Consider the following 12,425-nt stretch of genomic DNA (forward strand, 5'->3'; position numbering starts at 1 on the left):
GCAGCAGGCCCAGCAGCAGGTAGAGCAGGTTGTTGCCCGTGTTGAGCGCGCCCTGCTCCGTCCACCGCGCACGCTGTCGGTGACGAAGACGGGCCGCACGTACCTGGTGGTGACGTTCGGCGTGGGGCTGGGCGCGCTCAACACGGGCAACAACCTGCTCTACCTGCTGCTGGGCCTGCTGCTCAGCATGGTGGTGGTGTCCGGCGTGCTGTCCGAGCGCTGCCTGCGCGACCTGACGGTGCGCCGGGTGGGCGCGGACGCGGCCTTCGCGCGCGAGCCCTTCGCGTACCGCTGGGCGGTGTCGCGCAAGCAGGGGCACGGCTTCGCGCTGACCTTCTCCGAGGACCTCTCCCCGCTCACCGGCACCGGGAAGCTGGGGCACCTGCCCGCGGGCCAGGAGCACATCGTCCGGGCGGACCTGGCCGCGCCGCACCGGGGCCCCGTGCGCCTGTCCGGCGTGCGCGTCACCACCACGTGGCCGCTGGGCCTGTTCGCCAAGACGCGCGTGTTCTCCCTGGAGGGAACGCTGCTCGTGTATCCGCGCCGCGGCTACGCCTGCAAGGAACCGGGGCCCGCGCAGAAGGGCCCCCGGGGCGAGGCGGGCAGCCCGCGCCACCTGGACGGCACCGGCGACGTGGCGGGCCTGCGCGAGCTCGCCGTGAACGAGGACGCGCGCCGCATCCACTGGCTGAAGAGCGCCGCGGCGGGGCGCCTGCTGAAGGTGGAGCGCGAGCGCGAGGAGCGCCGCGTCTGGAAGCTCGCGCTGGAGACGGGCCTCACGGGCGACGCGCTGGAGCGCCGCTGTGAGGAGGTCGCCGCCCAGGCGCACCAGCTCCTGGACGCGGGGCATGAGGTCGGCCTCCAGCTGCCGGAGCGCGCGCTGCGGCCGGCCGCGGGGGCTTCGCAGGAGCGGCGCATCCTCCAGGCGCTCGCGTGGGTGGGCTTCGAGGGCGCGGACGCAGGGACGGACTCCCGGGAGGCGGCGTGAAGCGCCCCTTGAGGCTGCGGCTCATCCTGCGCGACCTGGCGGTGGGCTCCGCCTTTGGCGCGATGGCCGTGTCCGGCCAGCTCCCCGTGTGGGTGCTGGGCGTCTTCATCGGGGCGCTGGTGCTGGCGCTGTGCAACGTGCGGCTCGTCGCGCGCTTCTCCCGCCTGTCCGCGCTGGGGCTGCTGGTCGCGGCGGTGCTGCTGGGCCTCCAGCTGACGGCCGGCGCGATGAACGCGGTGGTGGCCGCGTGCGCCTTCGCGAGCCTCATCGCCGCGCAGCGGATGCTGTCCACGCCTGACGCCTCGGCGGAGGGCCAGACGCACCTGACGGGGCTCTTGATGGTGGCCGGTGGCGCGGCGCTGTCGGGCGACATGTCGTACGCGCTGTTCCTCATCGCCTTCGGGGTGCTGGCCAGCCTGTCGCTGGCGCTGGGCGTGGTGGAGGCGGCGGTGCCAGACGGCGAGCCCGTGCCGGTGCGCGCGGTGCTGCGGCCGCTGTCCACGGGCGTGATGTTCGCGGTGGCCGGCGCGGTGGCCTTCTTCGTCCTCTTCCCCCGCCTCAACTGGGCCATGGTGGGGCCGCGTTCGGCGCCGGGCTTTGGCGCGGTGAGCAGCGCGGGCTACTCCAACACCGTGCGGCTGGGCGGCGCGGGCACCATCAAGGGCAACCCGCGCGTGGTGCTGCGCGCCACGCTCACGCCGGATCCAGGCCGCGATGCGCTGGACGCCTACTGGGTGGGCCGCACCTACGACACCTTCGACGGCATGGAGTGGACGAACGTCGTCGGCGCGCAGCAGACAGAGCGGCAGATCACCCTGCGCCCCGCCAGCGACACGCTCCTCCACCAGCGCATCGAGCTGCTGCCCGCGTACGGCGCCCGCACGCTGATTGCCCTGGAGATGCCCTCGCGCCTGGGCAACGCCAGGGCCCACACGCCCACCGGCTCCCGGTACAGCCCGGTGCAGCTCCAGGGCGGGAGCGAGGTGCGCTTCACCGTCACCGCGCCCTCATACACCTACGAGGCCTACAGCCTGCCGCCGGATGCCAAGGCGGGCATGTCCCCCGCCCTGGTCCAGGCGGAGCGCGACCAGCTCCTGGCGCTGCCTGATCAGCTGGATGCGCGCGTCGCCCAGCTCGCGGCGCGGGTGCTCCAGGGCGAGAAGGAGCCGCTGGCCGCGGCGCGCAAGCTCGCCGCCTTCCTGCAGCGGGACTACGCGTACACGCTGGAGCAGGCAGGCACGCCGGAGGATCCGCTGGCGGAGTTCCTCTTCGTGCGCAAGGCGGGCCACTGCGAGCACTTCGCCACCGCGCTCACGCTGATGCTGCGCACGCAGGGAATCGGGGCGCGGCTCGCCACGGGCTTCTACGGCGGCGCGCGCATGGACGGCGGCTACCTGTTGCGCGCGGGCGACGCGCACGCCTGGACGCACGTGCTCGTCCCGGGGCGCGGCTTCGTCACCGTGGACGCGACGCCGCCGTCGAACCGCCCGAGCCAGGGCTCCGTGCTGCTGGAGCAGCTGCTCGCCTTCTATGAAGCGGTGGAGGCGCGCTGGCGCAACTCCGTCGTCGACTACTCCTTCCGCGACCAGTTCGAGCTGGCGAGTTCCCTGGTCCGCCCGCCGCGCCGTCCGGCCGGCGCCCCCGCGAACCAGGGCCCCAGCCGCCTGCCCCCGCCGCGCGCGTGGGTGACGGCCGCCGTCGTGGCCTTCGTCGTCTGGCGCGCGGGCCGCTTCGTCTCCCGCTGGACGGGCCGCGCCCCGGTGCTGGAGGCCACGCGCTTCCTCGACCGGGTGGACGCGGTGCTCCAGAAGGCCCACGTGCCGCGCTCCGAACACGAGACGCTGGAGGACCTGACCACGCGCCTGGCGCGGGAAGGCCATCCGCTGGCGCTGGCGCTGACGCCCCTCACCCGCCGCTACCTGGAGGCCCGCTTCGGCGGCCGTGCCCTGCGCGAGGGAGAGGCGGAGCACCTGCTCACCACCTTGCGCCGTGCATTGGACGCCGAGGCCGCCCGCCGCTCCGCGAAGCCGGCCGGACAGGCGGGCCCTACCGCCCGCGCCTCCTGAGCGGAAGAGAAGTGCCCTCCGGACGGAAGCGGGCTTCCGTCGCCGGTCGCCCGCCCTCCCCAGGAACGCCCGGCCGAGGTGGAGAAATGTCTCCACCCTCGCCACGCGGCGCCATTAAGCGATTCAGCGAAACCCCATTCGCGCACGTCATGGCGACGTGCGCTCGAGGGCCGTGCGCCGTGCAGTTTTTCCCCTCGCAGACCCGCGGATTTCCTACCGGCCACGGGTAACGGTTACAGACCGTTGCCAACAGACGCCCACCTGCGTCCTGCAACCCCTCGGAGACACACGCGAATACATCCAACCCTGGTTGGCATCCCGGTTGCTCAGGGCAGACACGTCAAGTTGTAGGACTTGAACCCTGAGCACCTTTCAAGCGCCTCCGCCGCGGCAGGAGGCCCGATTTGGAGAATCCATCCATGCAGGCATCGACCGAGCAGTCGTCCAATTCTGGCTCCCTCGCGATGTATCTCTCGGAGATCAACCAGTACTCGCTCCTGAAGGTGGAGGAGGAGCAGGAGCTGGCGCGCCGGTTCATCAAGGGTGACCTGGCCGCCGGCCACCGCCTGGTGACGAGCAACCTGCGCTTCGTGGTGAAGGTCTCCTACGAGTACCGCTCCTACGGCATCAAGATGTCGGACCTCATCCAGGAGGGGAATATCGGCCTGATGAAGGCGGTGCAGAAGTTCGACCCGGACAAGGGCATCCGCCTCATCTCGTACGCGGTGTGGTGGATCCGCGCGTACATCCAGAACTACATCCTGAAGAGCTGGTCCCTGGTGAAGCTTGGGACCACGCAGGCGCAGCGCAAGCTGTTCTTCAGTCTGGCCCGCACGCGCCGTGAGCTGGAGAAGCTGGGCAGCGGCGAGGCCGTGGTGAACGTGGATGAGATTGCCCGCAAGCTCCATGTGAAGCCCGGTGAGGTGCGGGAGATGGAGCAGCGCATGGGCGGCCGGGACCTGTCCCTGGACGCGCCCATGGGCGAGGACGGCGGCAACAGCCACGTGGACTTCGTGGTGAGCGCCGCGGCGCCCCAGGACGACGAATTCGCGGACAAGGAGGAGGCGGGCCTCATCAACAACCGCGTGCGCACCGCCCTCATGCGCCTGGACCCGCGCGAGCGCTTCATCATCGAGCAGCGCGTGATGAACGAGCGCCCCATGACGCTCAAGGAGCTGGGTGAGCACTTCGGCTTCTCCCGCGAGCGCGCGCGCCAGCTGGAGATCCGCGCCAAGGACAAGCTCAAGTCGGAGCTGGCCGCCCTGATGGCGGAGGTGGATCCGGAGACGCTCGCCGCCCAGGGCTGAGGGGCTGTTTTCGCGCCCCGGCGGAGACCCTGCTACAACGGGCCCCCTGATTTCCTGTCAGGAGTGCCTGCTTGTCCCACGGTTCCCCGCCGGTCGTCGATGATCGCGTTCCCCTCGCGGAGGCGCATGGTTCCGCCCCGCATAAGCCCTACGTCCCCCCCGAGCAGTCGCCCGCGGAGCTGACGATCCGCGGTCTGGTGCTCGGGTCGGTGCTGGGCATCGTGTTCGCGGCGTCGTCCGTGTACCTGGCCATCAAGGTCGGCCTCACGGTGTCCGCGTCCATCCCGGTGGCGGTGCTCTCCATCGCCATCTTCCGGGCCCTGGGGCGCTCCAGCATCCTGGAGAACACCATCGTCCAGACGACGGGCTCCGCGGGTGAGTCGCTCGCGTTCGGCGTGGCGGCGGCGCTGCCCGCGCTGCTCATCCTGGGCTACGACATCAGCCTCACGCACGCGTTCCTCACCGCCGCGCTGGGCGGCGTGCTGGGCGTGCTGATGATGATCCCGCTGCGCCAGGGCCTCATCGTCCAGGAGCACGGCAAGCTCACCTACCCGGAGGGCACCGCCAGCGCGGACGTGCTCATCGTGGGCGAGCAGGGCGGCACCAACGCGCGCACGGTCATCCTGGGTTTCATCATCGGCGGCGTCTACAAGTTCGCCTACTCCGGGATGAAGCTCTTCAAGGAGGCCATCGGCACGCCCATCAAGGGGCTCAAGGCCGCGACGCTCTCCACGGAGGTGTCCCCGGAGCTGCTGGGCGTGGGCTACATCATCGGGCCTCGCGTGGCGGGCATCACCTTCGCCGGCGGCGTGCTCAGCTACCTCATCCTCATCCCGATGATCTCCTTCTTCGGCAGCGGCATGGAGACGCCGCTGCTGGTGCACAACGGGATGCTGATCAAGGACATGTCGCCGGATCAGATCCGCAATGCGTACGTGCTCTACATCGGCGCGGGCGCGGTGGCGACGGGCGGCCTCATCAGCCTCATCCGCTCCCTGCCCACCATCGTGGGCGCCTTCAAGCGCAGCGTGGAGACGCTGCGCCAGTCGCGCACGCAGGGCGCCCTGCCCACGGTGCTGCGCACGGATCAGGACCTGCCCATCACGGTGGTGCTGGTGGGCAGCGCGCTGCTGATCCTGGCCATCTGGCTGGCGCCGCCGCTGCACGTGAACTTCATCTCCGCCATCCTCATCGTCATCTTCGGCTTCTTCTTCGTGACGGTGAGCGCGCGCATCACCGGTGAGATCGGCTCGTCGTCCAACCCCATCTCCGGCATGGTGGTGGCCACGCTGCTCGTCACCTGCCTCGTGTACCTGCTGTTCGGCTGGACGTCCTCGCCGGACCGCTTCATGGCGCTCACCACGGCGGCCATCGTGGGCATCGCCGCGTCCAACGGCGGCACCACCGCGCAGGACCTGAAGACGGCGTTCCTCGTGGGCGGCACGCCCAAGAAGCAGCAGATCGCCCTCTTCGTGGGCGTGCTCACCAGCGCCATGTTCATCGGCCTGGTGCTGGTGCTGCTCAACCAGGGCGCCACCGCGGTCATCCCGGAAGCGCACCCGGGCGTGCAGGTGACGGAGCTGACGCAGGAGACGCGCACCCAGCACACCTGGCGCTGGGCGGTGTCCCAGGACGCGCTCACCCAGCGCGGCATGACGCCTGAAAAGCTCAAGCGCTCGCTGTGGGCGGAGCGCCTGGACGCGGCGCCAGTGGACGGCGGGCTGGAGCTGCGCAGCTGGCGCCCGGTGCCGCCCGAGCAGCTGTCCGGCCTCACGCTGGCGCCGGCCAACGGCCCGTCGCTGAAGCTGTCGGACGCGGGCGCCATCACCGCCGGTCCGGACCGCGTCTACAAGGAAGGCTTCGTGCGCGGCGCGGACACGCCCGTGCCCGCGGGCCGCTACCTGGTGGATGACCAGGGCACCATCCAGTACGTGGTGGACCCGGGCATCGGTGGCCGCATCAGCGAGTACGAGGGCCAGACGCTCACCCGCTACTCCGCGCCCAAGGCGCAGCTGTTCGCGCTCATCATCGACGGCATCCTCACGCAGCGGCTGCCGTGGGACCTGGTGCTGCTGGGCGTCTTCATCGCGCTGATGCTGGAGCTGTGCGGCGTGTCCTCGCTGCCCTTCGCGGTGGGCGTGTACCTGCCCATCAGCAGCAGCGCCCCCATCTTCGTGGGAGGCATGGTGCGCCACTTCGTGGACAAGCTGCGCGGCGGCAGCGCGGCGGAGTCCGAGTTCTCCCCCGGCACGCTGATGTCCTCCGGCTACATCGCGGGCGGCTCCATCGCGGGCGTGCTGATTGCCTTCCTTGAAATCGCCAGCGACGGGGCCTGGACGCGCGCCATCAACCTGCCCGCCCTCTTCGGGCATGAGGGCGCGGTGGGCGCCTTCCTCAACGCCGTGGGCGAGAGCGAGCTGGCGCACCCGACGTGGTCCAACCTCTGGGGCCTGGCCTTCTTCACCGTCCTCACCGCGGTGCTGTTCCGCTCGGCCCTCAAGGGCAAGAGCGGCGCGGAGTCCCCGCCGCCGTCGCACTGACGGCTTGAAGCACCCTCCCCGCCTCGTGCTGGCGGGGAGGCTCCTTGTCAGAGTCCGGGCACCGACGGCGGCACGTCCGTGTCGCCGCCGGCAGCGTCCGCCGCCCCCTTCGCGCACACGTACTCCGCGCGCAGCGGCGTCACGATGCCGAAGGTGAAGGCGTAGACGAACGGGCTCCACCACGGCCAGTACACGTCCACCCGGGACAGGCCATGCCGGCACTCCGCCGCGGCCACGTTGGACGTCGTCAGCCCCTCCACCAGGCTCACGCCCGTCTGGGACTCCGGTGCACCGTCGCGCGGCGCCGGACTGCGCACGCTCATGCGGAAGCACCCCGTGAGGGACGCCAGGACCAGGGCGGACGCGGCCAGTCGCTTCATGGTCGGGACTCCGGACTGCAAAGGGGCCCCTTGCGTAACACACCGGGGCTTCACCGCCAGTCCGCCCCATGTTGCCCAGGTGTCACGCCAACCCCCTGGATTCTGGGCAGTTCCCGAATTGGGACCCGGCCCTGGACGGGAGTACACTGAGGCTCCCCTCCACCGGGGCCTTCCGCCCCCTCCGGATTCTTCAGGTTTCATGGCACAGCCCCAGAAAGTCACGGACGCGACCGCGGAGCCGGAACAGTCGCCGGAGGTCCGCGAGAAGGTGGAACTGGCGAAGACGTTCGCGTTCCACCTGCTCAAGGGCATCAAGCAGATTGGCATGTACCGCCACAACGAGGCGCGCTTCCCGGAGTTCCTCTCCAAGGCGCTGGAGGCCATCTCCACGTACACGGAGAAGTTCGGGCCGCTCTCGCTGAAGGTGGAGCAGCAGAACTTCATGCTGCACGGCGAGGCGCTCTTCTCCGAAGAGTCGCCGCTCCCCTACAAGTTCTTCCGCGACGGCATCCGCCAGCTCATCTTCCGCCCGGGGCTGCCGCTGGAGGAGCTGGTCACCCTCACGCTCATCGCGCTGTCGGAGCCGGAGCGCGGCGCGGACGACGTGCTCGCGCAGCTGTGGCGCGCGGGCATGCAGCAGGTGGAGTACGTGGTGGTGGAAGGCTTCTCCATGGAGGGAGCCAACGAGGACGAGGTCCAGGTGGAGGTGGACAAGGTGGTGGGCTACCTCTACTCCCGCCTCCAGACGAACTCGGATGACTTCCTGCGCTTCGCGCGCGTGTCCGCGGAGGACCTGGACGCGAAGCTGGACGGCGTGGAGCAGATCCGCGGCCTCGTCGTGGGCGGCCGGCACGCCTCGGACGACCTGAAGGCCCGCATCCAGCGCGAAATCACGGAAGAAGAGAACGCGCGCCTCTTCCCGAAGCTGGTGGGCGCGGTGTTCCAGGTGGTGGAAGGCGGCGTGGATGACGCGGCGCTGCTGGAGGAGATCTTCCTGCAGCTGTTGGACATGCTGCTGCTCCAGGACGACTTCGCCACGGTGAACCAGATCGTCCTCAAGCTGCGCGCGCTCTCCCAGCGCGAGGGCGGCGAGGACCTGGGGCGGCTGCTCAACAACTTCCTCCACAAGATGGGCGAGGAGCAGCGCCTCACGCGAATGGGCGAGTCGCTGAAGACGACGCGCACGCGGCAGCCGCAGGACGTGACGCGCTACCTGCAGGCGCTGGGCGTGGACTCGGTGCTGCCGCTGCTCAGCGTGCTGGAGACCATCGAGCTGCCGGAGAACCGCGTGCTCCTGGGCGACGTGCTGGCCACGTTCGCGCGCGACCTGCCGGAGCCCTTCGTCGCGCGCCTGTTGTCCGACCGGCCGCAGACGGTGCGCGACATGGTCTACATCCTGGAGAAGAGCAACCACCCGGAGCGGATCAAGATGTTCGGCCAGGTGATGAAGAGCCCCAACCTGGTGGTGAAGCTGGAGGTCATGCAGATCATCGGGCGGGGCCGCACGGCGGAGGCCCGGCGCATCATCCTGGATGCGCTCACCGACAGCGTCTCCCAGGTGCGCATGCTGGCCGCGAAGCTGTTGCCGGAGTTCGACCGCGAGAAGGCCTTCCCGGACCTGGTGCGGCAGGTGCGCGACCCCAGCTGGGACAAGAAGACGTCCGACGAGAAGGCCGCCTTCTACGCGGCCATCGGGGCCACCAACCTGCCCGCGGCGCTGTCCATGATGCAGCAGCTGCTGTCGGTGAAGCCGTCGCTGCTCAACAAGCGGCGGGTGATGGAGGACAAGCTGCTGGCCATCACCGGCCTGGGCGGCGCGGGCTCCATCCAGTCCTACAAGATGTTGCAGGCCGTGGTGGAGGACAAGGCGCAGCCCCTGGACGTCCTCACCGCGGCCCGCAAGGCGATGTACCAGACGCGCAAGGCCCTGTTCGGGGACTCGGCGCTCCCGGAAGAAGCGAGCTGACACCATGGCCGACAATCTGAAGATCAATCAGACCCAGGACGAGAACCTGGGCGAGTACGGTCGAGAGCACAACGAGAAGCTCCAGAACCTGTCGCGCTCCATGCTCGCGGGCCTCTACATGCTCGTGCGCTCGGTGAAGATGTATGACCCGGAGAACGCTGTTTTCGAAAAGCCGCTCCACCAGCTCCAGGACATCATCAACCAGATCATCGGCAAGGAAGGCCGGCTGGAGCTGACGGGCGTCAAGGACTCGTTCTACCTCAACGGCATGCTGGTGAAGGTGGACCTGAACTCCATCGAGAACCAGCGCTACCTGCTGTCGGAGATGCGCGCCAAGGACGTGGGCGGCATCACGCTGACCAAGCCCGTCACCACGCAGGAGCTGAAGAACTTCGTCTGGATCTTCAGCAAGGAGCAGTCCTCCACCGCGGAGGAGGACGGCCTGCAGGGGCGCAAGCTCCTCAACATGCGCGTGGCGAAGTTCTCCAAGCTGAAGGAGAAGATGAACAAGGACATGGACACGCCGGGCGACCAGAAGGTCGACCGCAAGAAGTACGCGATGACCGTGTACGCGCGTGCCGTGTTCTTCCTGCAGAAGTACCTGGAGTCCGTGCGCGCGGGGAAGCCCATCGGCTCGTCGCGGGCGCTGCGCCTGGTGCAGGACTTCGTGGACATCTCCTACGATCAGCGCACCCACTTCCTGGGCATGACGACGCAGAAGCGCGAGGAGGACTACCTCGTCTACCACCAGGTGAACGTGGCGCTGATGTGCATCGTGTTCGGCGCGGAGCTGGGCCTCACCAAGCCGCAGCTGCGCGACCTGGGCTACATCGCGCTCTTCCACGACGCGGGCATGACGACGCTGCCGGAGGAGCTGTCCACCAAGCGCGGGGCGCTCACCGCGGACGAGAAGACGACGGTGGCCCGCGCGCCGCTCATCAGCGTGCGCAACATCCTGATGGAGAAGGGCTTCAGCCGCTCCACGCTGCTGCGCGTGGTGACGACGTTCGAGCACAAGACGGACTACGGCACCGCGGTGCGGGACGCGCGCGGCAACATCCAGATGATCATCCCCAAGACGAACCTGGGGGTGTACGCGAAGATCATCGCCATCTGCGACGCGTACGACGCGCTCACCTCTCGCAGGCCCTACCGGGACGCGTACGGCCCGGAGGTGGCGCTGATGCTGATGTGGACGGAGATGCGCCAGAAGTTCGACCCGGAGCTCTTGTCCGTCTTCATGCGGGTGATGGCCATCCAGCCCATCAAGGTCCTCTCCCGCCGCCAGCAGCAGCTCAGCGTTTCCGGCCTGTAGCCTTCGCCGCCGGCTTCTTCGTGACGGGCTTCGCCTTCGTGGGAGGCCCCGGGGGAGTGCTCGCCTCGCGCAGGACGGTGAGCGCCTTCTGGAAGTCCTCCGGCAGGGGGGCTTCCAGGTCCAGCGCCTTGTGGGTGCGCGGGTGTTGGAAGGCCAGTCGCCACGCGTGCAGCGCCTGGCGGCCCAGCGCCTCTTGAGCCTCCGCGACCGCGCCCTTCGCCTTGCGGCCAGCGCCGTAGAGCGCGTCGCACAGGAGCGGGTGCCCGGCCTCCGCCAGGTGGACGCGGATCTGGTGCGTGCGGCCGGTGAGCAGGTCCACCTCCACCAGCGCGGCGCCTTCGAAGGCCTCGCGCACGCGGAACAGGGTGATGGCGGGCTTGCCCTCCTTCACCTTGCCGGTGAACTTCTGGCGGTGGATGGGGTGGCGGCCGTAGAGCGTCTCGATGCGCCCCTCCGCGGGCGGCACGCCGTGCACCAGGGCCAGGTACGTCTTCTGGACCTCGCGCGTCTTGAAGGCCTTCTGGAGCGCCACCAGGGACTGCTCGTGCTTGGCCACGACGAGGCAGCCGGTGGTGTCCTTGTCCAGGCGGTGGACGATGCCGGGGCGCAGCTCGCCGCCCACGCCGGCCAGGTCCTTCACGCGGTGCAGGAGCGCGTTGACGAGCGTGCCGGACGCGTGGCCCGCGCCCGGGTGCACCACCATGCCGGCGGCCTTGTCCACGACGACGAGGTCGCGGTCCTCGTGCAGCACGGACACGGGCAGGGCCTCCGCCTGGGGGATGGCGGCGACGGGCGCGGGGACGTGGAGGACCAGCACCTCGCCTCCGCGCAGGCGCTGCGCGGCCTTGGCGGGCTTGCCGTCCGACTGCACGTGGCCGTCGGCGATGAGGCCCTGGAGGCGGGAGCGGGTGAGGTCCGGGAACGCGCGGGCCAGGTACGCATCCAAGCGCTCGCCCCGGGCTTCGGGGAGGGCGCGGTGCTCGCGCGTGTCGGGTGAGGCCACGGTGGGACGCGCTACCAGATCTTCGACTTCACGTGCGCCTTGGAGCGCAGCACGATGTCGTTGATGGCGCGCTCGAAGAAGTTCGCCTGGGTGCTGATCTCCGCGCTCACGCGGCTCTTGTAGAGCGCGCGCCCCTCTTCCAGTTCCTCCTTGAGGACCTCGAAAAGGTTGTCCTGCTCGATGCCCTTGATGATCTTCTGCTCGTTGTAGAGCGAGATATCGGAGGCGATCGCGCGAGCGAGTCGCATCGCCTTGACCTTTTCCTCTTCCGTCATCGTGCCACTACTTAGGCACCCACCCCGTGCGAGTCAACTTTTCCCGTCGCACGGGAGGGGGCCTGGCCGACTCCCGGTCAACGGCCCGACTTGGCGGGTTTCTCGGAGAACAGAGCGAGGTAGCTCTTGGACACGCGCAGGGGGTCCAGGCCCAGCTCCCGGGCGAGGTTCATGAGGATGCCGCGCAGGTACACGGTGGTGGGGAGCGCGGTGTAGCGGTCCGCCTCCACGTTCTCCAGGTGACGCACGGAGATGCGGGTGCGGTCGGCCAGCTGCTGGATGGACAGGCCGCGGGCCTCGCGGACGCGGCGGAGCAGCTCGCCGTTGAACTCGGCGTCCGAGGGGATGTCCACGCCCCGGGGGCGGGCCTCGCGGACCTTGGCGGCCACCTGGGCCAGCGCGGACTCAGCGGTCGCGATGGCGGAGTCCTGCGCCAGGACCTGGGCGTCCCCGAGCTTGCGGACCGTGGGGCCCTTCACGGTGCCCGGCCCCGTGGGGCCGTTCTGCGGAGGACGCGAGTCAATGGGGCGCGACGTCAGGGGCCGGACAGCGGCGCGGGAGGCCCCGGTGGCCGGGAGCCGGGCC

At 69.7% G+C, this 12,425-nt stretch carries 10 protein-coding genes; 6 read left to right on the forward strand and 4 right to left on the reverse strand.

Going from position 1 to position 12,425, the window contains the following annotated elements; translation table 11 throughout:
- The first annotated feature begins 52 nt into the window (after positions 1–52).
- From D7W82_RS34445 to D7W82_RS34460, 4 genes are all read left to right on the forward strand, one after another.
- A complete protein-coding gene (locus tag D7W82_RS34445; protein ID WP_120622364.1) occupies positions 53–988 on the forward strand; it encodes a DUF58 domain-containing protein in 936 nt (311 codons plus the stop codon).
- Entirely contained in the window at positions 985–3,054 is a 2,070-nt protein-coding gene (locus tag D7W82_RS34450; protein ID WP_120622365.1) for a DUF3488 and transglutaminase-like domain-containing protein, read from the forward strand. Before D7W82_RS34445 ends, D7W82_RS34450 begins: the two co-directional genes overlap by 4 nt.
- 419 nt (positions 3,055–3,473) lie before the next feature.
- Positions 3,474–4,361, forward strand: coding sequence for an RNA polymerase factor sigma-32 (locus tag D7W82_RS34455; protein WP_014396039.1), 888 nt, complete (start codon positions 3,474–3,476; stop codon positions 4,359–4,361).
- A gap of 71 nt (positions 4,362–4,432) precedes the next feature.
- Positions 4,433–6,901 (forward strand): OPT family oligopeptide transporter, encoded by a 2,469-nt coding sequence (locus tag D7W82_RS34460; protein WP_120622366.1) that lies wholly within the window; start codon positions 4,433–4,435, stop codon positions 6,899–6,901.
- 47 nt (positions 6,902–6,948) lie between these two features.
- Here the strand turns inward: D7W82_RS34460 and D7W82_RS34465 are convergent, their stop codons facing one another.
- Positions 6,949–7,281 carry a hypothetical protein gene (locus tag D7W82_RS34465; protein ID WP_120622367.1) on the reverse strand — a complete coding sequence of 111 codons (333 nt, stop codon included), beginning with the start codon at positions 7,279–7,281 and terminating at the stop codon, positions 6,949–6,951.
- A 199-nt stretch (positions 7,282–7,480) separates the two neighbouring features.
- Between D7W82_RS34465 and D7W82_RS34470 the strand changes: the two genes are divergently transcribed.
- Together D7W82_RS34470 and D7W82_RS34475 are read left to right on the forward strand one after the other, a co-directional pair.
- Positions 7,481–9,247, forward strand: coding sequence for a HEAT repeat domain-containing protein (locus D7W82_RS34470; protein WP_120622368.1), 1,767 nt, complete (start codon positions 7,481–7,483; stop codon positions 9,245–9,247).
- A 4-nt stretch (positions 9,248–9,251) separates the two neighbouring features.
- The gene (locus D7W82_RS34475; RefSeq protein WP_120622369.1) at positions 9,252–10,562 is read left to right on the forward strand and encodes an HD-GYP domain-containing protein; all 1,311 of its coding nucleotides are present in this window, start codon (positions 9,252–9,254) and stop codon (positions 10,560–10,562) included.
- On the opposite strand, the gene D7W82_RS34480 is transcribed toward D7W82_RS34475, so the two are convergent.
- From D7W82_RS34480 to D7W82_RS34490, 3 genes are all read right to left on the reverse strand, one after another.
- Positions 10,543–11,565 carry an RluA family pseudouridine synthase gene (locus D7W82_RS34480; protein ID WP_120622370.1) on the reverse strand — a complete coding sequence of 341 codons (1,023 nt, stop codon included), beginning with the start codon at positions 11,563–11,565 and terminating at the stop codon, positions 10,543–10,545. The two genes, D7W82_RS34475 and D7W82_RS34480, sit on opposite strands and share 20 nt — an antisense overlap.
- An 11-nt stretch (positions 11,566–11,576) precedes the next feature.
- Complete coding sequence (locus D7W82_RS34485; RefSeq protein ID WP_120526362.1) at positions 11,577–11,840, reverse strand: hypothetical protein; 264 nt, start codon at positions 11,838–11,840, stop codon at positions 11,577–11,579.
- Between the two features lie 77 nt (positions 11,841–11,917).
- Positions 11,918–12,425 (reverse strand): RodZ family helix-turn-helix domain-containing protein (locus tag D7W82_RS34490; protein ID WP_120622371.1); only part of this gene is annotated, 508 nt, incomplete at its 5' end.

Source organism: Corallococcus sp. CA049B, from assembly GCF_003611685.1.
Classification (GTDB): domain Bacteria; phylum Myxococcota; class Myxococcia; order Myxococcales; family Myxococcaceae; genus Corallococcus; species Corallococcus coralloides.